Annotated in this window: 22 protein-coding genes; 16 read left to right on the top strand and 6 right to left on the bottom strand. The window is 48.2% G+C overall.

The window, feature by feature from the left end:
• The first annotated feature begins 13 nt into the window (after nucleotides 1-13).
• The gene (hda, locus tag P8H32_RS02185; protein ID WP_297291807.1) at nucleotides 14-718 is read left to right on the top strand and encodes a DnaA regulatory inactivator Hda; all 705 of its coding nucleotides are present in this window, start codon (nucleotides 14-16) and stop codon (nucleotides 716-718) included.
• Between the two features lie 43 nt (nucleotides 719-761).
• On the opposite strand, the gene dapD is transcribed toward hda, so the two are convergent.
• The 6 genes from dapD to map form a co-directional block, all read right to left on the bottom strand.
• A complete protein-coding gene (gene dapD, locus P8H32_RS02180; RefSeq protein WP_301088363.1) occupies nucleotides 762-1799 on the bottom strand; it encodes a 2,3,4,5-tetrahydropyridine-2,6-dicarboxylate N-succinyltransferase in 1038 nt (345 codons plus the stop codon).
• A gap of 31 nt (nucleotides 1800-1830) precedes the next feature.
• Nucleotides 1831-2256, bottom strand: a complete 426-nt coding sequence (locus P8H32_RS02175) for an ArsC family reductase (RefSeq protein ID WP_366057663.1) — start codon at nucleotides 2254-2256, stop codon at nucleotides 1831-1833.
• Nucleotides 2257-2298: 42 nt separating this feature from the next.
• Nucleotides 2299-2952, bottom strand: coding sequence for an endonuclease III (nth, locus tag P8H32_RS02170; RefSeq protein ID WP_297291823.1), 654 nt, complete (start codon nucleotides 2950-2952; stop codon nucleotides 2299-2301).
• A gap of 129 nt (nucleotides 2953-3081) precedes the next feature.
• The gene (gene dapC / locus P8H32_RS02165) at nucleotides 3082-4332 is read right to left on the bottom strand and encodes a succinyldiaminopimelate transaminase (protein WP_297292992.1); all 1251 of its coding nucleotides are present in this window, start codon (nucleotides 4330-4332) and stop codon (nucleotides 3082-3084) included.
• Nucleotides 4333-4358: 26 nt separating this feature from the next.
• Entirely contained in the window at nucleotides 4359-7049 is a 2691-nt protein-coding gene (locus P8H32_RS02160) for a [protein-PII] uridylyltransferase (protein WP_297292993.1), read from the bottom strand.
• 34 nt (nucleotides 7050-7083) lie between these two features.
• Complete coding sequence (map, locus tag P8H32_RS02155; protein WP_297292994.1) at nucleotides 7084-7866, bottom strand: type I methionyl aminopeptidase; 783 nt, start codon at nucleotides 7864-7866, stop codon at nucleotides 7084-7086.
• A gap of 570 nt (nucleotides 7867-8436) precedes the next feature.
• Here map and rpsB point away from each other — a divergent pair.
• The 15 genes from rpsB (at nucleotide 8437) to rnhB (ending at nucleotide 23627) form a co-directional block, all read left to right on the top strand.
• The gene (gene rpsB, locus P8H32_RS02150; RefSeq protein ID WP_297292995.1) at nucleotides 8437-9201 is read left to right on the top strand and encodes a 30S ribosomal protein S2; all 765 of its coding nucleotides are present in this window, start codon (nucleotides 8437-8439) and stop codon (nucleotides 9199-9201) included.
• Between the two features lie 112 nt (nucleotides 9202-9313).
• A complete protein-coding gene (gene tsf / locus P8H32_RS02145) occupies nucleotides 9314-10177 on the top strand; it encodes a translation elongation factor Ts (RefSeq protein WP_297292996.1) in 864 nt (287 codons plus the stop codon).
• A gap of 91 nt (nucleotides 10178-10268) precedes the next feature.
• The gene (pyrH, locus tag P8H32_RS02140) at nucleotides 10269-10997 is read left to right on the top strand and encodes a UMP kinase (protein WP_297292997.1); all 729 of its coding nucleotides are present in this window, start codon (nucleotides 10269-10271) and stop codon (nucleotides 10995-10997) included.
• Nucleotides 10998-11054: 57 nt separating this feature from the next.
• Entirely contained in the window at nucleotides 11055-11612 is a 558-nt protein-coding gene (gene frr, locus P8H32_RS02135) for a ribosome recycling factor (protein ID WP_297292998.1), read from the top strand.
• A 64-nt stretch (nucleotides 11613-11676) separates the two neighbouring features.
• Entirely contained in the window at nucleotides 11677-12438 is a 762-nt protein-coding gene (uppS, locus tag P8H32_RS02130) for a polyprenyl diphosphate synthase (RefSeq protein ID WP_297292999.1), read from the top strand.
• Between the two features lie 2 nt (nucleotides 12439-12440).
• Nucleotides 12441-13274, top strand: coding sequence for a phosphatidate cytidylyltransferase (locus P8H32_RS02125; RefSeq protein WP_301088362.1), 834 nt, complete (start codon nucleotides 12441-12443; stop codon nucleotides 13272-13274).
• A gap of 6 nt (nucleotides 13275-13280) precedes the next feature.
• On the top strand, nucleotides 13281-14486 hold the full coding sequence (gene ispC, locus P8H32_RS02120; protein ID WP_297293001.1) for a 1-deoxy-D-xylulose-5-phosphate reductoisomerase: 1206 nt from the start codon (nucleotides 13281-13283) through the stop codon (nucleotides 14484-14486).
• Between the two features lie 40 nt (nucleotides 14487-14526).
• On the top strand, nucleotides 14527-15882 hold the full coding sequence (gene rseP / locus P8H32_RS02115) for an RIP metalloprotease RseP (protein ID WP_301088361.1): 1356 nt from the start codon (nucleotides 14527-14529) through the stop codon (nucleotides 15880-15882).
• A gap of 258 nt (nucleotides 15883-16140) precedes the next feature.
• On the top strand, nucleotides 16141-18810 hold the full coding sequence (gene bamA / locus P8H32_RS02110; protein WP_301088360.1) for an outer membrane protein assembly factor BamA: 2670 nt from the start codon (nucleotides 16141-16143) through the stop codon (nucleotides 18808-18810).
• 81 nt (nucleotides 18811-18891) lie between these two features.
• On the top strand, nucleotides 18892-19404 hold the full coding sequence (locus P8H32_RS02105; protein WP_301088359.1) for an OmpH family outer membrane protein: 513 nt from the start codon (nucleotides 18892-18894) through the stop codon (nucleotides 19402-19404).
• 28 nt (nucleotides 19405-19432) lie between these two features.
• Complete coding sequence (lpxD, locus tag P8H32_RS02100) at nucleotides 19433-20467, top strand: UDP-3-O-(3-hydroxymyristoyl)glucosamine N-acyltransferase (RefSeq protein WP_301088358.1); 1035 nt, start codon at nucleotides 19433-19435, stop codon at nucleotides 20465-20467.
• A gap of 25 nt (nucleotides 20468-20492) precedes the next feature.
• On the top strand, nucleotides 20493-20930 hold the full coding sequence (gene fabZ, locus P8H32_RS02095) for a 3-hydroxyacyl-ACP dehydratase FabZ (RefSeq protein WP_297293030.1): 438 nt from the start codon (nucleotides 20493-20495) through the stop codon (nucleotides 20928-20930).
• A gap of 40 nt (nucleotides 20931-20970) precedes the next feature.
• Nucleotides 20971-21747, top strand: a complete 777-nt coding sequence (gene lpxA / locus P8H32_RS02090) for an acyl-ACP--UDP-N-acetylglucosamine O-acyltransferase (protein WP_297293029.1) — start codon at nucleotides 20971-20973, stop codon at nucleotides 21745-21747.
• A gap of 13 nt (nucleotides 21748-21760) precedes the next feature.
• Nucleotides 21761-22924 (top strand): lipid-A-disaccharide synthase, encoded by a 1164-nt coding sequence (gene lpxB / locus P8H32_RS02085; RefSeq protein ID WP_301088357.1) that lies wholly within the window; start codon nucleotides 21761-21763, stop codon nucleotides 22922-22924.
• A 97-nt stretch (nucleotides 22925-23021) separates the two neighbouring features.
• Nucleotides 23022-23627 carry a ribonuclease HII gene (gene rnhB / locus P8H32_RS02080; RefSeq protein ID WP_301088356.1) on the top strand — a complete coding sequence of 202 codons (606 nt, stop codon included), beginning with the start codon at nucleotides 23022-23024 and terminating at the stop codon, nucleotides 23625-23627.
• The last annotated feature ends 1 nt before the right edge of the window (nucleotide 23628 follow it).

Raw genomic sequence — 23628 nt, 5'->3', positions numbered from 1 at the left:
AGATGTACGGTTTATGAGTTTTACTTTTGAGCAATTACCGCTGGCTGTCCAGCTGCGCGATGATACGACCTTTGATAATTTCTATGGGGGTGATAATGCTTTGCTGGTTGAGACGCTACGCGTTCAGTTAGCGGGGCAGGGCGAGCGTTATATTTATCTCTATGGTGCCAGGGGCGCAGGTGCCAGTCATTTATTGCAGGCGGCTTGCCATCAGGCGGATGAAGCGGGTTTGGCGTCAGTCTATTTGCCCCTACAGGAATTGCGGGATTACCCACCGGAAGAATTGTTTGAAGGTCTGGAGCAGTTATCACTGGTCTGCCTGGATGATATCGATGCGGTGATGGGGGACAGTGCCTGGGAGCAAGCCTTATTTCATTTGTTTAATCGTTTACAGGAGCAACAGGTCGCTTTGGTGATTAGTGCCAATGCTGCCGTGCGGGAGCTAAATACAGCCCTGGCAGATTTGGCGTCGCGCTTGAGTTGGGGGGCTGTTTTTCAGTTAAAACCACTGACTGATGAGCAGCGAATTGCGGCTATTCAGTTACGTGCCGAAGGACGGGGTCTTGAATTGAATGATGAGGTGATGCAGTTTATCTATCACCGTTGCCAGCGCGACATGGAGGCCCTGTTAGACGTACTGGATATTCTGGACCATGCTTCTTTAAAAGAGCAGCGTCGCTTAACAGTGCCTTTTGTTAAAGCGACTATGGGCTGGTAGAAGAAAAGCACAGAGGCCTTGCTTAGAGGCCTGGCTTAAAGGTTTAGTTATTGGCGTGTAGTTCCTGGTTTAATTCAACCGCCGTTTTATTGGTTAAACATTCGACTGCACCCGTTGCAGAGTTTCTACGGAATAATAAATCTGATTTTCCCGCCAGGTCTCTCGCCTTAGCCGTTTCAACCACATTGTTCTGGTCATCCAGCATGGTGACTTTGGTACCCGCAGTAATATAAAGGCCAGACTCAACAGTACAGCGGTCACCTAATGGAATACCAATACCCGCGTTGGCACCTAACAGGCATTCTTTGCCGACAGAAATGACAATGTTGCCGCCTCCAGATAGTGTACCCATGGTAGAGCTACCGCCACCAAGGTCAGAACCTGAACCTACAAATACGCCAGCAGAAATACGACCTTCGATCATGCCCGGGCCATCAGTACCCGCATTAAAGTTAACAAACCCTTCATGCATAATGGTGGTGCCTTCACCAATATAAGCACCCAGTCTTACTCTGGCGGTGTGGGCAATGCGCACACCAGCGGGTACTACATAGTTGGTCATTTTAGGAAATTTATCGACACAGTCGACGCTGAGTAATTCGCCGTTCAGGCGTGCCTGTAATTGTGCTTCAGGCAATTCATCCAGATCAATGGCGCCTTTGTTTGTCCAGGCTACATTGGGCAGTGCACCGAATAAACCGTTCAGGTTAATACCGTGTGGTTTGACTAAGCGGTGTGAAAGCAGTTGCAGCTTTAAGTAACCTTCTGGCACGGATGCAGGATTGTCATCAGTGGCCAGGATGGTGGCTACCAAAGGTCGGCTGCTGGTTTTCAAGGCATTAACGATAGCTGCCTGGTCTGCTTCGCCGGCAGCGGTTAAAGCTGCTTCCAGTGTGCCCAGTTGACCTTTGTCGAGACTGATGGCCTGGTTGCCGCCCTGATAATTAACGCTGGCGCCAACGGCTTCGGCCAATGCAGCGCTGGGGTTGAGTAGTGGTTGGGCATAATAGACTTCTAGCCATTCGCCTTTGGCGTTTTGGGTGCCTACGCCCAGTCCAATACTAAAAAGTTGTTCGCTCATGTTTCACCTATAACGATTAAATGATTAAAAATTAGAAAATATCCTGGTAAGTGCTGGCGTTGAAGCCCACAGAAAATTCGCCGTCCCTGTCCAGCAGGGGGCGTTTAACCAGTGTTGGGTTTTCCATAATAGCTGCAATGGCTGAGCTTTCGTTCATGCTATTGCGCTGTTCTTCGCTCAGCTGTTTCCAGCTGGTGCTGCGTTTATTGACCACGGTGTCCCAGCCCAATTGTTCAATCCACGCTTTTACCTGCCGCTGGGTGATGGGGGTTTCACGAAAGTCATGGAATTGATAGTCCGCACCTTGTTGGTCCAGCCATTTGCGGGCTTTCTTCACAGTGTCGCAGTTTTTAATGCCGTAGAGGGTGGTCACGGGTTGGGCCCTGTTTTTCGGTTGCTGAAGGCGGGCAAGAATAGCAAGATTTTTACCGTAGGAGAAGCTGGTACGGTTAGTCATACAAGTGCATACACCTATTAGATAGAAGCGGATAATTGCAACTTAAGGCTTTTTGGTTTTCTTGGGGTTTTTTCGGTTGGGGTAGCATTGAGTGCAGATTTCACAGACGGTGCCATCGCAGCCTCGGGCGCTGCAGTATTCCCGGCCATAATAAATAATTTGCAGATGCAAAGCGTTCCACTTTTTCTCTGGGAATAAACGTTTTAGATCCTTCTCTGTTTGGGTAACATTTTTGCCGCTGGTCAGGCCCCAACGTTGTGCCAGACGGTGGATATGGGTATCCACCGGAAAGGCCGGCACGCCAAAGGCCTGCGACATCACTACGCTGGCTGTCTTGTGGCCGACCCCCGGTAATTCTTCTAAAGCGTCCATATCGGCGGGTACTTCGCCGTCATAGTGTTCCACCAGCATTTCAGACAGCACTTTAATAGCTTTGGATTTTTTCGGCGAGAGGCCGCAGGGGCGGATAATGGCTTTGATGTCGTCGACTTTTTTCTTAGCCATATCAAAGGGATTGTCCGCCAGTTTAAACAGGGCGGGGGTGACTTGGTTTACCCGTTCATCGGTGCATTGGGCGGAGAGCAGTACAGCGACCAGCAGGGTATAGGGATCTTTGTGGTCGAGGGGGATAGGTTGAGTTGGGTAAAGGGATTGCAATTTGTTTTGAATATATTCAACCCGTTCTTTCTTCAGCATATTATTCCAGAGCCTGTCCTTTATATTGCGAATATTACCGTCATTCCCGCGAAGGCGGGAATCCAGACTGCATGCTTATGCTGTTACTTCCGCCCCCGACTAAAGCATTCGAGGGCAGGCTGCAGAAATCTACAGCGCTGGATTCCCGCCTTCGCGGGAATGACGGTTGTTTGTGGGAATGACGGTGTTTAGGAATTCCCGGATGCGCTTTGCTGCGGTGATGCACTCTTCCAGCGGCGCAACCAATGCCATTCTGATACGATTTTCCCCGGGGTTTAAGCCGTCAACAGTTCTGCCTATATAGCGGCCTGGTAAGACAGTAATATTCTGCTGGGCGAATAGTTGTTGGGCGAAGTCTACATCACTGATAGGCGTTTTGGCCCAAAGATAAAAACCGGCATCCGGTTTGGACACTTCTAACTTATCACCGAGAATATCCAGCACGGCATCAAACTTGGCGCGGTATTTGTCGCGATTGCTTTTGACATGGTCTTCGTCAGACCAGGCTGCAATACTGGCCAGCTGGTGTTGAATCGGCATGGCGCAACCGTGGTAGGTGCGGTAGAGCAAAAAAGGTTTTAGCAGGTCGGCATCACCGGCAATAAAACCAGAGCGTAGTCCGGGTAAGTTCGAGCGTTTTGACAAGCTGTGGAATACCACACAGCGACGGTAGTCATCCCTGCCTATTTCACGGCATGCCTGCAATAAACCGGTAGGTGGTTGTTGTTCATCAAAATACAGTTCTGAATAGCATTCATCACTGGCGATAATAAAATCGTATTGATCGGCCAGTGCGATCAGTTTGTGCAAGGTTTTGCTATCAAATACCGCGCCGGTAGGGTTGCCCGGTGAGCAGAGAAATAATAATTGGCAGCGCTGCCAGATATCTTCGCTGACCGCGTCAAAGTCGGGAATAAAATGGTTGTCTTCCAGACAGGGTAGAAAGTGTGGCTCTGCTCCCGCTAAAAAGGCAGCGCCTTCATAAATTTGGTAAAACGGGTTGGGGGTGATAATCAGTGGCTTGTCACCGGTAGTTTTATTAATCGCGGCCTGGGCAAATGAAAAGATGGCCTCGCGGGTACCATTGACCGGAATAACATGGCGCTGGGGGTCGATACTGTTAGCGGTTAGCTTAAAGCGATGAGTTAGCCATTGGCCAATACGGGCGCTTAATTCCGGTAGACCTTTGGTAGAGGGGTAGTTGGCCAGTTTGTCCATATTGTCATTCAGGCTTTGTTTAACAAAGGCCGGTGGTTCGTGTTTGGGTTCGCCGATAGATAGCGCAATATGGGGCAGGTTTTCTGGCGGGCTTACCGCTGCTTTTAAAGCATTCAGTTTTTCAAACGGGTAAGGCTGTAATTGATTTAAATCAGGGTTCATTGGCTGTCGTTTTCGTTAATAATTATTTAAGCGGCGGCTTTTTTATCCAGCTCTTTGCAAATAGCTATCTGGATAGCTTCGCGCAAGTCAGGGTCTTCAATAGGCTGTTGGTTTTGATCGGTAATATAAAATACATCTTCGACCCGTTCGCCCAGGGTGGCAATTTTAGCGTTTTGTAACTGGATATTGTAATCGAAAAATATTTTACCAATACGCGCCAATAAGCCGGGACGGTCCGGTGTCATCACTTCCAATATGCTATAGGTACCCGAGGGGTCCGTGGTTAATGTGGTTTGCGTTGGCACTGAAAATAAACGCATTTGCCGTGGCGTGCGGCGTTGCATAAAGTCGATATAGTCGGTGGTTTGTTTTATATGTTCGATCAGAAAGTCTTTGATTTTCTCGGTTCTTTCCGGGTTATCGCCAATCGGTTGGCCGTTATTATCCAGCACATAAAAGGTATCCAGAGTGACGCCGGTGCCTGAATTATAGATGCGGGCATCCTGGATGTTTAAATCCAGTTGCTCAAGGCCTGAGGCCACCAGGGCAAAGAGAGTATCTTTATGACGGGCGTGAATAAAAATTTGTGTCGCCCCTTCAAAGTCCAGGTCACTGGTTTCCTTCAGTAGTACACAGGGAGTATCCGCATCACTGTGTTGGCTAATAGCTTGGGTATGCCAAACTATATCGTCAACTTTTTCCCGTAAAAAATAGTCTTCTCCAGTTTTGGCCCATACCTCATGGATTTCATCTTCAGTAAAACCCAGGTCTTCCAATTGGTCGATGGCCGCTGTTTGTGTTTCGCGAATCCAGTCGGCTTTGTCGATGGGATTTTCCAGTCCGCGGCGCAAAGCACGTTTAGTTTCGGCATACAGTTGACGCAATAAAGAGGCGCGCCAGCTATTCCAGAGGTCGGGGTTGGTGGCGTTGATATCGGCCACCGTCAGGGTGTAGATATAGTCAAGGTGTGTTTGGTCGCCAACCACTTGCGCAAACTCAATGATGACATCCGGGTCGGTAATATCTTTTCTTTGGGCCACGGATGACATTAGCAAATGGTGTTCTACCAGCCAGCAAACCAGGTTGGCATCATGTTTACCTAAATTATGGCGTTCACAAAAATGACGTGCATCTATAATGCCCAGGGTGGAGTGGTCGCCACCACGGCCTTTGGCGATATCGTGGTATAGGCCGGCTATATAGAGTAATTCTATTTTAGGCAGGCGCTTAACAACACGGGCGGCTACCGGGTATTTCTTTTTTGATTCTTCATAGTGGAAGCGGCGCATATTTTTTACCACCTCCATAATATGGGCATCCACTGAGTAAATATGAAACAGGTCGTGCTGCATCTGGCCAATGATTTTGCCAAATTCCGGCAGGTATTTTCCCAGTACCCCGAAGCGCAACATACGGCGTAATTGCAGTGCAACTTTGTGTGGAGAGCGTAACACTTCTATAAAGGCGCGAGTGTTTACCGGGTCGCTGCGAAAATCGTCATCAATCAGGTGGCGGTTTAGTCGGATCAGGCGAATGGTGGAGGCGCGGGCACCATCAATGCTGGGGTTTTGCGCCATTAGTACAAAAATTTCCAGTAAAGCAGAAGGCGTTTGTTCAAATACTTTATCATTCGTCACTTCGATATGGCCGTTGCGGACATGAAAGCGTGAATTGATTTCTTCGATGGTTTCCGCTTCAGACGCTCTTAAAATAGTCTCATCAAAATGCTGCATTAAGACATCATTAAGCTCACCGAGGGATAGCGCCCAGCGATAGTAGTACTGCATAAATTGCTCTACTGCCATTTTGGCGTTGTCATCATCGTAGCCAAACATTTTTGCCAGCGTGCGTTGATGATCGAACAGTAGTCGGTCTTCCTCACGGCCAGCTACCATATGCAGGGCGTATCTCACCCGCCACATAAAATCCATACCGCGATTAAGGATGGTAATTTCTTCTTCGGTTAAAAAACCTTTGCCAATCAGTTCTTCAACGCTGCGGGTAGAAAAATGGCGTTGGGCAATCCAGCTGATCATTTGGATATCGCGCAGGCCGCCGGGTGAGTTTTTTACATTGGCTTCCAGTACATACTCACTATTACCGTGTTTTTGGTGGCGAGCAATTTGTTCATCCCACTTGGCGCGGAAAAATTGCTGGCTGCTCCACATTTTATCGCTGCCGGTGCCGTCCATCATGGCCTGGTGCAGTGGGTCTGCGCCGCATAGCACCCTGGATGCCATCAGGTTGGTAACGATGGTGATATCTTTTTCCGCTTCCTGGATACATTGGTCGATAGTGCGAACGCTGTGGCCGATATCGAGGCTGATATCCCAGAGTAGGGTTATAAAGTCGCTGATAGGTTGTTGTAAGCGCTCTACTGCAGCCTCGTCGGATAATAAAATTAGCAGGTCAATATCTGAGTGGGGGTGCAGTTCTCCGCGGCCATAGCCGCCAACAGCAATCAGGCAGATGTCGTTGTTGTCGCCCCAGTCAAAACGTTGCCAGCTGGATTGAAGTATTTGGTCAATAAAGTTTGAGCGAGACCAAACCAGGTCGCGAATATAGGCACCTTGCTGGTACTGCTGGTGCAGGTAGTCGGTGGTGCGTTCGATGTTTTTTTTCAGCAGGGGGATGGGGGACTTGGCACTTTTTAATGCCTGGGTAAAAAGCTCTGGGTCAAAAACCGTCGCTGGAATAGAGAAGGGCTGCTCGTTCATGTGCAGTGTCTGCCTTAAATGTTCTTTAGTGATGTTAGCCTTTGTAATAAGGCTCGTCTTTACGGGCGGTCAGTACATCGACACCATCTGCTGTGATAAGAAGCGTATGTTCCCATTGGGCTGATGGGCGGCTGTCTTTGGTGGTGACGGTCCAACCATCTTTTTTGCTGAGTTTTACGTGGCGTTTACCCGCATTCAGCATAGGCTCAATGGTAAAGGTCATGCCTTCTTTCAATACCAGACCAGCGCCTTTGTTGCCGTAATGCAGCACTTGGGGGTCTTCGTGGAAAACTTCGCCAATGCCGTGGCCGCAATATTCCCTGACTATGGAATAGTAGTTGGCTTCAGCGTGTTTTTGAATTACATGGCCGATATCCCCGAGGGTGGTGCCGGGGCGAACTATATCAATGGCCTTGTAGAGGCATTCCTGGGTGATGGAGACCAGACGCTCGTTGTGTTTTAGAGGCTTGCCAATATGGAACATCTGGCTGGTATCGCCGTGGAAGCCATCTTTAATCACGGTAATATCTATATTGATAATATCGCCGTTTTTAAGGATTTTTTTCTCTGAAGGAATGCCGTGGCATACCACTTCGTTAACTGAGGTGCAGATGGATTTGGGGAAACCATGGTAGTTAAGCGGTGCCGGGATGGCTTTCTGGGTATTGACGATATAGTCGTGGCAGATCCTATCCAGCTCTTCAGTGCTGATACCGGCTTGGACAGAAGGGGCGATCATTTCCAATACTTCGGCGGCTAAACGGCCCGCTACCCGCATTTTCTCGATCTGATCGGCAGTTTTAATAGCGACGCTCATGATGTTTTTTGGTTTAACTCTTTGAAATTATAGGAAAATAATATTTTTTGGCGGTAGGTTGTGCCGCGAGTTTGCTATTGTAAACCATGCGTGTCGGCAATAGCTAAAGTTATCTTTGTTGGTTGGGGGGGATTATAGTTGTTGTTTGATCGGGTTAGTAGATGGTGTGGGAAAGACCTGCCCACCTCAGCTCTTACATCTCGTTTACGCTTTTTTTCCTATACGAACCGTCATTCCCGCGTAGGCGGGAATCCAGCCTGCATGTTCCACTGGATTCCCGCCTTCGCGGGAATGACGGTGGGGGGTACGGCCTTCTTTAGTATGTGCCCCCAATTTCAGCCAAATTCACACAAAACCCCCCCTTTAACTTTAAGTCAGCATGGTCTTATGGTATAAAGCGCGCACTCAAATTTGGGGCCAGCCAGATCGGCCTTGAAATTGGGTAAAAACTATTAACTAAATCCGCACATATACCGTCACATTGGTCAGGGTGCCCTCAACGGATATTTGAATCCGAGCCGGGGTTGATTGATGGGGTATATGGAGGCCTAACCCGTAAAAGGTATCTATATGAGTACTCAAGTAAGCATGCGTGACATGTTGCAAGCTGGCGTCCACTTTGGTCACCAGACTCGCTACTGGAATCCAAAAATGGGCGAATATATTTTCGGCGCCCGTAACAAGATCCATATCATCAATCTGGAGCACACTGTTCCAGCCTTCAACGAAGCTTTAGCGTTTATGCAGAAGCTGTCTGTTGGTAAAAACAAGATTTTATTCGTGGGTACCAAGCGTGCCGCCGGTAAAATCATGCAAGAGCAGGCCATCCGTGCCAGCCAGCCATACGTTAGCCACCGCTGGTTAGGCGGCATGTTAACCAACTACAAAACTATCCGCGGTTCTATCAAGCGTCTTCGCGACCTTGAAACTCAGCAGTCAGACGGTACTTTCGACAAATTGACCAAGAAAGAAGCCCTGATGCGTACCCGTGCGATGGAAAAATTAGAGCGTTCTATCGGTGGTATCAAGGATATGGGTGGTTTACCTGACGCCTTGTTTGTTATCGATGTTGACCAGGAGCGTATTGCTATCCAGGAAGCTAACAACCTGGGTATACCGGTTATCGGTATTGTGGATACTAACAGCAACCCTGATGGTGTTGATTATGTTATCCCTGGTAATGATGATGCGATCCGCGCTATCAAGCTTTATGCAACAGCCGTTGCCGATGCCATTTTAGCGGGAAAAGCTGCTGACGGCTCTGCACCAAAAAACGAGTTTGTTGAAGAAGCTCCAGCTGCTGAAGCAGCACCAGAAGCTCCAGTCGCTGAGTAAGTTCAGCAGCCTTTGAGCTTTAAAGGGGGCTGAGCCCCCTTTTTTGAAACCTTTTTTTAGTTTTCTGCGCCTTGCCCTTAAGGTTTAGCGCATGTGTTAGAGGAATAAGACGATGGCAGCTATTTCTGCAAAAATGGTTAAAGAACTACGCGACCGCACCGGTCTTGGCATGATGGAGTGCAAAAAAGCACTGACTGAAGCCGGCGGTGATATTGATGCGGCAATTGAAGAGATGCGTAAAAACAGTGGTATGAAGGCCGCCAAAAAAGCTGGCCGTACTGCTGCTGAAGGTGTTGTGGCGGTTAAAGTAGCTGACGATGGCAGCTATGGTTTGGTGATTGAGGTGAACAGCGAAACTGACTTTGCCGCCCGTGATGAAGGTTTATTAGCTTTTGTTGGTCAGGTGACTGACAAAGCGTTTGCCGACAAGCAGACCGATATCGAAGCGTTGATGGACGGTGACTTAAGCACTGCCCGTGAAGCCCTGGTACAGAAAATCGGCGAGAACATTTCTGTGCGTCGCAGCGAAGTTCTGGAATCTGACGGCGTTGTAGGCAGCTACACTCACTCAAACAACCGTATCGCGGTATTGGTATCCCTGAAAGGTGGTGATGCTGAGTTGGCTAAAGATATCGCTATGCACGTAGCGGCGGTTAACCCTCAGGTTGTTCGCGCTGAAGATATGCCTGCTGAAGCGGTTGAGAAAGAAAAAGACATCATCAAGGCCCAGCCTGATATGGAAGGCAAGCCAGAAAATATCGTTGAGAAAATGATGGTTGGCCGTATCCAGAAGTTCTTGAAAGAGAACAGCCTGCTGGACCAGCCCTTTGTTAAAAACCCTGAAGTGACCGTTGGCCAGTTGGCTAAAGATGGCGGCGCAGAAGTGGTTACCTTTGTTCGCTATGAAGTGGGCGAAGGTATCGAAAAAGATGAGACGGATTTCGCAGCTGAGGTTGCCGCTCAATTGAACGGCTAAGCGAAGTTGTTAAAAAGGGGCCTTAGGGCCCCTTTTTTCTGTCTGACTGTTATACAATCGCAACCCATAACCTATTGCTCAAGGAGTTTTTATGCCCGGCACCGACAAAAAATATAAGCGTATTTTATTAAAGCTTAGTGGTGAGGCCTTAATGGGCGATGAGGGTTTTGGTATTGACCCCAAAGTACTTGACCGCATGGCGTTGGAAATTGGCCAGCTAGTGGGTATTGGTATTCAGGTAGGTTTGGTGATTGGTGGCGGTAACCTATTCCGCGGTGCGTCGCTACAACAAGCCGGTTTGGACCGTGTTACCGGCGACCATATGGGGATGCTGGCCACTGTGATGAATGGTTTGGCCATGCGTGATGCCCTGGAGCGAGCCAATATACCTTCCCGTGTTATGTCCTCCATCCCGATGAGTGGTGTGGTCGATCACTATGATCGCCGTAAAGCGATGCGTTTCCTTGAGCGAAGTGAGGTAGTTATTTTTTCAGCGGGCACCGGTAATCCATTCTTTACTACCGATTCAGCAGCCTGCCTTCGAGGTATTGAAGTGGATGCAGAAATCGTACTGAAGGCTACCAAGGTTGATGGTGTGTATACTGCTGACCCAGTGAAGGATCCTACAGCCACTAAATATGATGAGTTGAGTTATGATGAAGTACTCGATAAGAAGCTTGAGGTGATGGATCTAACGGCGATTGTTTTATGTCGCGATCACAATATGCCGCTGCGTATTTTTGAAATGGAAAAGCAGGGCGCTTTGTTGAATATCGTCAATGGCGGTGATGAAGGCACGCTGGTTTTTGAGCAGCAATAAACGCGATATTAGATAAACATTCTATTAATAAACACATAGCGAGTTGGGAGACGGCCCGTGATTGAAGATTTAAAAAAAGATGCTGAAGAGCGTATGGAAAAAACCCTGGTCGCTCTGGGTACTAGCTTAAATAAAATTAGAACCGGGCGTGCGCATCCCAGTATTTTGGATGGTATTCGTGTGTCTTACTACGGTTCTGAAACGCCCCTTAGCCAAGTGGCGGCAATCAATGTAGAAGATGCGCGCACGCTGTCTGTAGTTCCCTGGGAAAAAAATATCGTTCCCGATGTTGAAAAGGCTATTATGAAGTCTGACCTGGGTTTGAACCCTTCTACAGCGGGCGCTGTGATTCGCATTCCCATGCCGATGCTGACAGAAGAGACGCGTAAAGGTTTTACCAAGCGTGCCAAACAGGAAGCTGAACAATCCCGGGTTTCTGTACGTAATATCCGTCGCGATATTTTGGCGGACTTAAAAGATTTACAAAAAGAAAAAGAAATTTCTGAAGATGAAGAGCGTAAAGCGCAGGATGATGTGCAGAAAATTACCGATCGCTTTATTGCAGAGATAGACAAAACCCTGGCCGTTAAAGAAGCCGACTTAATGGAAATATAAACGGCTTGCGGTCTATATTTTATCGCCATCGATACAGTACTGTTGAAAGGGTTTATTAAGCACTATGTCTGACTCATCTGGCCCGTATTCCTACAGGGAAGTCCCACGGCATCTTGCCATCATTATGGATGGTAACGGTCGCTGGGCAAAGCGTCAGGGCAAGTCAACCCCTATGGGTCATAAGGCCGGTGTGGAAACCGTGCGCACGGTTTTGCGCACAGCTAAAGATAATGGCGTAGAAATAGTTACCCTGTTCGCCTTTAGTAGTGAAAACTGGCAACGTCCCAGCCTGGAAGTCAAAGCCTTGATGACTTTGTTTTCCAGCTATCTTAAAGGCGAAATCAAACAGCTAAACCAAGATGGTGTGCGGGTGCGTTTTATTGGTGACCGCCAGCGTTTTAGCGATGGCCTGATTAAACAGATGGAATATGCCGAGCAACTAACGGCAGAAAACACCGATACGACCTTGGTAATAGCCGTTGATTACGGTGGCAAGTGGGATATTGCCAATGCCGCTCGTCAGCTGGCAGAACAGGTTAAAGCGGGCACCCTTGAACCAGAACAAGTGGACGAGACCTTGCTGGACCAATATATTTCCCTGGCAGACCTTCCTAAACCCGACCTGTGCATTCGTACTGCGGGTGAGCAGCGCATTAGCAATTTTTTATTATGGCAGTTGGCTTATTCCGAGTTCTTTTTTACCGAGACCCTATGGCCCGACTTTGGTGAAGCCGATATGCATGCGGCGTTAACCAGCTATAACCAGCGTGATCGCCGTTACGGTGGTCGTGATGACGATGATCAATCGCTCAGAGAGGTGAACTAATCGTGTTAAAGCAACGGGTAATCACAGCCGTTTTTATGATCACACTGATAGGCGTCGGGATATTTTTATTACCTCCCCTTGGCCTGGCTGGTTTAATTGGCTTGCTGGTTGTTATTGCCGCCTGGGAGTGGAGTGCTTTAGCGGGTTTACGTTTATGGCTTGCCAGGCTTCTATATACCGCGTCGGTACTTATCTTGTTGGTGGCAGCTTCATGGCACACACAAATTCTAACTGCCAAACCTCAATGGGAGCATATTCGCGACCTGCTTGGCCTGGGCTGCCTCTGGTGGGCGATTGCCCTGTTATGGGTGCGCAGCTACCCCGGTAGTGCAGTGATTTGGCGTTCAACGCCAATGCGTATGCTGATGGGTTATCTAACTCTGGTGCCAGCCTGGTTGGCGCTGGTTTATTTGCGTATTCACGACCACGGTATCGCTTTGTTATTCCTGCTGATTGCGATGGTGGCCGCCGCTGATATTGGGGCTTACTTCACCGGCTTAAGATGGGGTAAGGCTAAGCTGGCTCCCAGTGTCAGCCCTGGCAAATCCTGGGTGGGTTTCTGGGGCGGTCTTACTGCCAGTACCTGTTTGGTGGCTTTGTTATGGTTGTTATTTGACGCTGCTGAGCATAATTTGCTGGCCGTTTTGGTGGTGGCTGTAGTTACCTCACTGGCTTCGGTACTAGGTGATTTGTTAGAAAGTATGATTAAGCGCCAGCAGGGTGTTAAAGATAGTGGCCATATCCTGCCGGGGCATGGTGGCATGATGGACCGCCTGGATAGTATGACCGCAGCATCGCCGGTATTTGCATTAAGTTTATTGTTGGCAGGTTGGTAAGACGGTATGAGTGGTGAGTCGTTACAATTGATTACTGTCTTGGGTTCTACCGGTTCGATAGGTGTCAGTACCCTGGATGTGGTGGCCCGCCACCCTGACCGTTACCGTGTTTATGCCCTGACGGCTAACAGTCGTGTTGATTTAATCCTTCCCCAGATCAAAGCCCACCAACCCCGCTATGCAGTGATGCGTGATGAGCAATCCGCTGAGCAGTTGTCAGCACAACTTAAGGCCGGGGGCCTTACCGATACCGAAGTGCTGGCGGGTGAGCAGGGTTTGCTGGATGTGGCTGGCGCAGAGGCAGTGGATAGTGTGATGGCTGCTATTGTTGGTGGTGCCGGTTTGGCGCCAACCATGGCTGCGGTGGAAGCGGGTAAAAAAGTTCTGCTGGCCAATAAAGAGTCGCTGGTGATGGCTGGCGATTTAATGATGCAGGCGGTTAAGCACAGTGGCGCTACCTTGCTGCCGATTGATAGCGAACACAATGCTATCTTCCAGTGTATGCCAGCTCGATACCAGTCTGGTGAGGGTCTTGGCCTGGCCGCGGAAGGTGTGCGGAAAATTCTGTTGACCGGTTCCGGTGGTCCCTTTCGCCAGACGCCACTGGATCAATTATCGGCGATGACAGCGGATCAAGCCTGCGCCCATCCTAACTGGGATATGGGACGCAAGATTTCTGTCGATTCAGCCAGCATGATGAATAAGGGTCTGGAGCTAATAGAGGCCTGCTGGTTATTTGATACTGGCCCTGAACATATTGATATTGTGGTCCACCCACAGAGCGTGATCCATTCCATGGTGGAATACGATGATGGCTCGGTGTTGGCCCAATTGGGTAACCCCGATATGCGCACACCCATTGCCCATGCTTTGGCTTTTCCTGAGCGTATTGCCTCTGGTGTGCCCAGCCTGGATATTATTGCCACGGCGCAGCTGGATTTTGAAGCCCCGGACTACCAGCGTTTCCCCTGCTTACGGCTAGCCACAGAGGCGGTCAAAACCGGTGCTACCGCTATGGTGGTACTCAATGCGGCCAATGAAATAGCTGTCCAGGCCTTTCTGGATGGGCGGGTTTGCTTTACCGATATCCCTGTTATTATTGAACACGTATTAACTACTATGCCCTTGGTTGAACCCTCGACACTGGCGGTTGTCCAAGAGCAGGATCTTGTGGCTCGCCAGATGGCGAATGAACATATTGATAGAACATGATTGATAGAAGGTAAAAGGGCCCACAAGGCCAGTTGAAGCTATGGAATTATTACAAACAATACTGATTACTGTTGCAACCCTCGCCATCCTGGTAACCATCCATGAGTATGGTCATTTTTGGGTAGCTCGCCGCTGTGGCATTAAGGTTATCCGTTTTTCAGTGGGCTTTGGCAAGGCCTTATATCGCTGGCATGACAAGCAGGGCACCGAGTTTGTGATTGCCGCCATCCCCCTGGGTGGTTATGTCAAAATGGTGGATGAACGTGAAGGTGATGTGGCGCCGGAAGATTTACCTTACGCCTTTAACCGCAAGCCCGTTGGGCAGCGTCTTGCCACCGTGGCGGCGGGGCCTTTAGCCAACTTTATTCTGGCTATTTTTGTCTATTGGTGTGTTTTTGTGGGGGGTGTTACTGGCGTTATCCCTGTGGTTGGCAGTATTGAGCCTGGCTCTATTGCCGAGCAAGCTAGCCTCGAACCTGGCCAGCAGATTGTAGCAGTGGATGGTGAAGCGACCCCGACTATGGAGGCTTTGCATCTGCGCCTATTGCAGCGTATCGGTGAAAGTGGCCCGATTACCTTTTCCGCTAAGTATCCCGAGTCTGATTTAACCTATGAGTCTACTGCCCAGCTCGATGAATGGTTGGCGGGTGATGACGCTGTAGACCTAATTGGTGGTCTCGGCATCGAATTATATCGTCCCCCTGTACTAGCTATTGTTGACCAGGTAATTGCTGATAGTCCCGCTGAAACAGCAGGCCTACAAGCCGGTGATAAAGTTCTGGCCGTAGACGCAACAGCTATTGCTGATTGGTCCGAGTGGGTTGACTATGTTCGTGCTCGTCCGGGGCAGACAATGAGTATTGAATATGAGCGAGAAGGGGCGTTATTTTCTACCCTGTTGACCCCTGCCACAAAATACGATGAAAACAACGAAGCTTACGGGCAGGTTGGTGTCAGTGTGCAGTGGCCCAAATGGCCGGAAGAGATGAAGCGCAGCTTTAGTTACGGCGTGTTAGGTGCGGTTGGCCAGGCCCTCGATCGTACTTGGTCAATGAGTGTTTTTACGCTGGAATCCATTAAAAAGATGCTAATGGGACTTATCTCCCCGAAAAACTTGAGTGGGCCGATAACGATTGCTAAAGTGGCCTCCGCCTCAGCTAATTCGGGCCTTGAAGCCTATTTAGGCTTTCTGGCGCTGTTAAGTATCAGTTTGGGGGTGCTTAATTTACTGCCCATTCCGGTATTGGATGGTGGTCATATTTTGTACTTTTTGGTTGAGATGATCACGGGCAAAGAAGTCTCCCTGCGGATCCAGATGTTGGGTTACCAGTTGGGCCTGTTTATTATTGTGGGTGTGATGATTTTAGCGATTTATAACGATATCTCACGACTATAAATCGGCTCATAAATTAAGTGATAAAAATAGCCTATTGAAACGTCTTTGAGGCTCACACTTAGCCGTAATGTCGTTTATAATGGCGCGTTTGAAAAATGACATAAGAGCCTTCGTTCTTAATGTGTACGAGCGATAGAGGCCGTTACGGGAAATAAAATTGAGTATGCCGTTTGCCTTTATCGCACCGATACTGCGGTGCGGACAATGAGCATTTAGCCTGAATTGGGCCTATAAAAATATTTTGGTGTAAAACCTTAGATGAAACGTTATTTCCTGTTGTTGTTGTTTGTTGCCTTAAGTGCTGTTTCTGCACGAGCTAACGAATCTTTTGTTGTATCAGATATACGGGTTGAAGGTCTTCAGAGGATCTCTGCCGGTAGTATCTTTGCCTCCCTGCCCATCAATGTGGGCGACACTATTGATGCTGGCACAATTCGCAACAGCATTCGTACCCTTTTCCGTACCGGTAATTTCGACAATATCTATATTGCCCGTGATGGCAGCATTCTGGTGGTGACGGTAGAAGAGCGTCCCTCCATTAGCGAGATCAATATCGAGGGTAACAAGGCTATTGATACTGAATCCCTGTTAGAGGGACTAAAAGGCGCAGGTCTTTCAGAGGGCAAAGTCTTTAAGCGTTCCACCCTTGAAGGTATGAAAATGGAACTGACCCGGCAATATGTATCGCAGGGTCGTTACGATGCCGGTATTGAAACCGATGTAACCTCGCTACCTCGTAACCGTGTGGGAGTGAATATCGATATTGATGAAGGCACTACCGCCTCGATCCAGCATATTAATATCGTTGGTAACGCTGTGTATAGCGATGAAGACCTGATGGATTTATTTGAACTTAGATCCACTGGCTGGTTATCCTGGATTACCAGTAATGATAAATACGCTAAAGAAAAACTCTCTGGTGATTTAAATACCCTGAGGTCTTACTACCTCGACCGAGGCTATATTAAATTCAGCATCGACTCCTCACAGGTGTCGGTAACGCCTGACCGTGAAGCGGTGTATATCACCGTCAATATTATCGAAGGTGACAAGTATGAAGTCGGCGATGTCGATTTGTCCGGTGATATCGTCCTCCCCGAAGCGCAATTGACACCTTATATCCTGATCAAGAACGGCCAGACCTTTTCCCAGTCGGCCGTGACCAGCACAGAAGAATGGCTAACCAAGCGTTTGGGTAATGAGGGTTATAACTTCGCCAAAGTTGAAGGCATCCCCGATATCAACGACGAAGATAAAACGGTGGCGATTAAATTCTTTATCGACCCGGGTAAGCGCACCTACGTTAACCGCATTAATTTTGAAGGTAATACCCGTACCGCCGATGAAGTATTGCGCCGTGAAATGCGCCAGATGGAAAGTGCGCCAGCTTCTTCTGCCAGTATTGAGCAATCACGTATTCGTTTGGAGCGTTTGGGTTACTTTAAACAAGCTTCGATTGATACTCAGGAAGTTCCCGGCAGTGATGATTTAATCAATCTGCTGTACAGCGTTGAAGAACAATCCTCGGGTAGCATCGGCGCCAGTGTCGGTTTCTCGCAGGATAGTGGTATTTTGTTAGGGGCTAATATTCAACAGGACAACTTTCTGGGTACCGGTAAGCAGATTGGTATCGGCTTAAACAAAAGTGATTACTTAACCAATATCCGTTTTAGTTTTGTTAACCCCTATTACACCAAAGATGGTGTTAGCCGTGGTTTCTCGGTGTTCTATCGTGAAGCGGACCTCGATAAGATTAACGTTTCCCGTTATACCACTAATACTTTCGGTAGTAGCTTAAACTTTGGTTACCCGATTAAAGAAACCGAGCGTTTAGGTTTTAGTTTGGGTTATAGTAATACTGAAATCAAAGCGGGCTTTGGTGCAGTACAGGAAATTATTGCCAGCCCACGTTTGCTTGATGTAGTGAATGTTGCTGATGAAGATTGGTATAGAGATTATTACGAGTTTGAAGCCGACTCTAACGTTGAAGAAGTGCCCATTCGTTTTATTGACGATAATGGCAATGTTATCGATGGTTTTGAAAGTATCTTGTCGCCGCCATCCGTGACCGGTTTTTTGGATGAGAGTGGCGATACCTTTGACAACTTTACCATCACCACCAGTTGGACCCAGTCGACCCTTAACCGTGGTCGTATGGCAACACGGGGTGCATCGCAAAGTTTATCCCTTGAGTTGACTGTTCCCGGTAGTGACCTGGAATACTATAAGTTGGTCTATAACGGCCAGATATTCTTCCCCATTAGCCGCAGCTGGACTTTACGTTTACGTACTGAGTTAGGTTATGGTGATGGTATTGGTGATGATGAACTCCCTTTCTTTAACCACTTCTATTCCGGTGGTTTTGGTTCGGTGCGAGGCTTTAAGAGTAATACCCTGGGGCCACGGAGCACGCCAGCACAAATCTACCAAACGGATAGAGCAAGAGTGGCTATTCAAGAAGGTGATGATGGATGTGAAACGGTTACTAGTGGTATCTGTGACCAGAGTGGTATAAATGTAGGTGACCTGGTTCTGGATAATAAGCTGTCTTATGTGGTGGTTGACGATGCCAATGGCGACCAGAAAATATTTACTAACCCCTATGAAAACGACCCAGATCCCTTCGGTGGCAATGTCTTGATTGAAGGTGGCGTGGAATTATTATTCCCATTGCCCTTTATCAAAGACCAGCGCTCGGTCCGTACCGCTTTCTTTGTTGATTTTGGTAATGTATTCAGTACGCAATGTGGTGAATCACAAGCCAATTGTTATAAAGCGGACCTGGATGAATTGCGTTATTCCTTTGGTGTTGGTTTAAGTTGGATTACTGGTTTTGGTCCATTAACCTTTAGTTATGCCAAGCCCTTTAACGACACTGAAGATGATGAAACCGAAGCCTTCCAATTCTCTTTGGGCAGAAGTTTTTAAGCAGTAATTTTAACCGTTAAGCCGAGAGTATCCGGCTTGATAACTATTTAGATTTAATAATTGATGAGATGGAGATTTATTGTGAACAAACTGATTAAGCTAGCTCTACTTGCTGTTGCGTTATGTGCCTCTGTTGCCGCCAATGCCGAAGGCAAGATTGCGGTATTAAATGCACAGCAGGCTATTATTAACACCGAAGTTGCCCAGGCGCGTTTAAAGGCTTTGCGTGAAGAGTCCAGCTATGCAGAAAACCGTAAGCAGTTGGAGAACCTGGGTAAGAGCTATCAGGATACTGTAGCCCAGTTGCAAAAAGATGCCGCTGTAATGAGTACAGAGCAAAAGCAGGCAGAAGCTAAAAAGATTCAGGAAAAGCGTACCGATATCGAGTTTGTACAAAGAAAATTACAAACAGCTGAGCAGCAACTATTACAGGCCGTTGCCCAGGAAATGGCCCCTAAACTACAAAAAGCCGTTAGCGAATTAATTGAAGCCGAAGGTATTGGCTTATTGCTGAATCAACAGGCTGCAATGCATGTAGACAGCAGCTTTAACATTACCGCGAAAGTAACCGACAAACTTAACCAAGCTAAGTAATTACTTAGTTTCGGTTTGGCACTGAATAATGGCTGATCATCAATATACCTTGGCTGCATTGGCCGAGCTATTAGCGGTGAAATGTGTAGGCGATGCGGAAGTGGTTATTTCCGGGTTGGCTACACTGGCCAATGCCGGCCAGGGCCAGCTGAGCTTTCTTGCTAACCCCAAATACCAAAAAGCCCTTGCGGCCACTCAGGCCGAAGCCGTTATTGTCGCTCCGGATATGGTCGGTATTGGCCCAGCCAATTGCCTGGTTTCTGATAACCCCTACCTGATTTACGCCAAAGCTTCCCAGCTATTTGCTGAACCTTCATTGCAGGATGCAGGTATTCATCCTTCTGCTGTGATTAGTGCTACTGCCAGTATTGATCCATCCGCCAGTGTTGGCGCAAATGTCACTATTGCTGATCATGTGGTTGTTGGTGCCGGTACGGTTGTTAATGCTGGCTGTACCATCGGCAAAAATACCAGGCTGGGTGAGGGCTGTTTACTCCATGCTAATGTCAGCCTTTATCATGATGTTAGCATCGGCGACCGCGTTATTATCCATAGTAGTACTGTTATTGGCAGCGATGGCTTTGGCTTTGCTCCCTCGCCAGACCGGGAAAAAGGCGGCTGGGTTAAAATCGCCCAGTTGGGTGGTGTGGTTGTGGGTGATGATGTTGAGATCGGGGCCGGTTGTACGATAGACCGAGGTGCCCTGGATGATACCCGTATTGGTGATCGCGTTATTCTCGATAATCAGGTACAAATAGCCCATAACGTTGAGTTGGGCGAAAATACTGGTATTGCAGGCTGTACAGCGATTGCAGGCAGTACCAAAATTGGCAAAAATTGCACCATAGCAGGGGGTGTGGGGATTGTTGGCCACCTAACCATTGCTGATAATGTGCATATCACTTCCTTTACGCTGGTGACCAAATCCATTGCTAAAGCGGGTGCTTATTCTTCGGGCACGCCTATGCAAGATAGTCGTACTTGGCGAAGAAACGCTGTTAGGTTTTCGCAATTAGATCAAATGTCGAAGCGTTTAACAGACGTAGAAAAAAAATTAGATTAAAGTTAGCGTAACAGGGTTAACATCCATGATGGATATAAAAGAAATACAAGAATATTTACCTCATCGCTATCCGTTTCTGTTAGTAGATAAGGTGGTCGAGTTAAACCTTGGTGAGTCTATTACTGCTATAAAAAATGTCTCTATTAACGAGCCATTTTTTCAGGGGCATTTTCCGCAAATATCGGTGATGCCCGGCGTATTAATTGTTGAAGCCCTGGCTCAGGCTGCAGGTATTTTAGGTTTTAAAACCTCGGACAAAACACCGGCCGATGGTTCAATTTATTTATTTGTTGGCGCGGATAATGTGCGTTTTAAACGCCAGGTAGTGCCGGGTGACCAGTTAGTATTAAAAGTGGAATACGTCTCTGATCGTCGCGGTATCTGGAAGTTTAAGTGCAGCGCTTATGTGAAAGATGATCTTGCCGCCACTGCTGATATTATTTGTGCTGACAGGCCGTTTTAATATCGTAATACAACAACAAATATTACAAAAATAGGAAGGTTTGTTCTTGATAGATCCTCGAGCGATTATAGATCCCAGTGCCATCATAGCCGACGATGTAGAAGTCGGGCCGTGGACGATTATTGGACCCGATGTAGAAATTGGCTCCGGTACCGTGGTGGCTTCCCATGTAGTGGTCAAAGGCCCGACTAAAATCGGCGCTAATAATAAAATATATCAGTTTTCTTCTGTGGGCGAAGATACCCCGGATATGAAGTACCAGGGTGAGCCTACCCGTTTGGTGATTGGCGACAATAATATTATCCGTGAAGGTGTGACGATTCACCGGGGCACAGTTCAGGACCGCGGTGAAACCCTTATTGGTAATGATAATTTAATTATGGCCTATGCCCATATTGGCCATGACTCCGTGGTGGGCAACCATACCATTTTTGTTAACAATGCCGCTATTGCTGGTCATGTGACGGTTGGCGATTGGGCAATTCTGGCGGGTTACACCCTGGTTCATCAATTTTGTTCGATTGGCGCCCACAGTTTTACCGGTTATGGCAGCCATTTGAGCAAGGATGTACCGGCCTATGTGACGGTAAACGGCCAACCTGCTGAAGCTAAGACGGTTAATGTTGAAGGCTTACGCCGTCGAGGTTTTAGTAGTGAGACGATTACCGCTATCCGGCGCGCCTATAAGGTTGTTTATCGCCAGGGTCTGACTACAGAAGAAGCTTTGGTGAAGTTGCGTGAGATGCAACAGGAGCATCCTGAAATTGGGTTGTTAGTTGAGTCTTTGGAGGCTTCCAGACGCGGAATAGTGCGTTAAACGAGACGGTTTTATGTCCACATTGCGTATTGGTATTGTAGCGGGGGAGGCCTCGGGAGATATTCTAGGCTCCAGCCTGATGCAGGCTATCAAACGCAAACACCCTCAGGTGATTTTTGAAGGAGTAGGCGGCCCGCTAATGATAGCGGAGGGCTTTAATAGCCATATCCCTATGGACCGTTTATCGGTGATGGGCTTTGTTGAACCCCTGAAACGGCTTCCTGAATTGTTGCGCATTCGACGCGATTTAAAAGCACACTTTATTAACTCCCCTCCCGATCTTTTTATTGGCATTGATTCGCCAGACTTTACCTTGAATATTGAATTGGCACTGCGTAATGAGGGCGTTTTAACCGCACATTATGTGAGTCCCTCGGTATGGGCCTGGCGTCAGGGACGGGTGAAAAAAATTGCTAAAGCGGTTGACCGAATGCTGACTTTATTGCCCTTTGAGGCTGAGTTTTATCATCAGCACAATGTTCCGGTCACCTTTGTTGGCCACCCTTTGGCAGATAAGTTTGCTATTGAATTAGATGAGCTTGCCATGCAAAAACAAGCCGCCCGCAGCACCTTGTCTTTAGATAGTGATGCGACCATGGTGGCTTTATTACCCGGCAGTCGTGGCGGTGAAGTGAAGATGTTAGGCCAGTCGTTTATCGAAACGGCCCGCTGGTGTTTGCATCAGCGCCCAGACCTTAAGTTTGTGATTCCCGCGGCCAATGCCCAGCGTCGAGAGCAGTTAGAGGCTCTGCTACAGGAGCATGGCAAAGGCCTGCCAATTACTTTGCTTGATGGTCAATCGCAAACGGTAATGGCGGCGGCGGATGTTGTGCTAATGGCCTCAGGCACTACAACGCTGGAAGCTCTGTTATTGAAAAAACCGATGGTGGTTGCTTATCGCCTGGCGGCGTTTACTTATTTTATTGTTTCGCGCCTGGTTAAATCCCCGTTTTTTTCCCTGCCCAATTTATTAGCCGGTGAAAAGATGGTGCCTGAGGTTTTACAAAACGATGTCAGGCCTGAAATGTTAGGGCCTTTGGTATTGGAAAGGCTGCACGAAGATGCGCAGGCGCAGATTGTTGAGCGGTTTACGGATATTCATAAAGCATTAAAACTGAACGCCAGTGAGCGTGCGGCGGATGTGTTGTTAACCATGATAGAAAATAACCAGCACTAGCCCCCCCTCTCTCTGTCGTTCCCGCCTTCGCGGGAATGACGGGGTAGGTGGGAATGACGGGGTAGGTGGGAACGACGTGAGTATGAAAGGATTAATAATGGAACCATTTGTATCAAGCTATAAAGGTCACCTATTCGCTGGCGTAGACGAAGTAGGTCGCGGCCCTCTAGCCGGTGATGTGGTCGCCGCCGCTGTAATCCTCGACCCTAACAACCCCATTGAGGGTCTGGATGATTCTAAAAAACTCACCGAGAAAAAGCGCGAAGCCTTATTCCCATTGATTCAGGAACGGGCATTAAGCTGGTGTATATCCCGTGCCTCAGTGCAAGAAATAGACGATATCAATATATTACATGCCAGCTTATTGGCGATGGAGCGAGCCGTTGAGGGTTTGGGCCAGCAGCCGGAGCATGTCCTGGTAGATGGTAATAAAATTCCTAAGTGGACTTACCCCGCAGAGGCAGTAGTGAAGGGAGACAGCCGGGTGCAAGCGATAGCCGCGGCATCGATTTTGGCAAAAGTAGTGCGCGACCGTGAGATGGTCGCTTTTGACCAACAATACCCAGAATATGGCTTTGCTGGCCATAAGGGTTACCCCACCAAAGTGCATATGGCCGCGCTGGAAAAACACGGCCCAACCCCCATTCACCGCACCAGCTTTGGACCGGTAAAAAAGCAGATTGAGCAAATGGCCTTACTGTGAC

Origin of the sequence: Oceanicoccus sp., assembly GCF_029238675.1 — a bacterium.
In the GTDB taxonomy this organism is placed as follows: Bacteria; Pseudomonadota; Gammaproteobacteria; order Pseudomonadales; family Dasaniaceae; genus Oceanicoccus.
The sequence above is the reverse complement of the archived record's forward strand: the minus strand, read 5'-3'. Positions and strand labels throughout refer to the sequence as shown.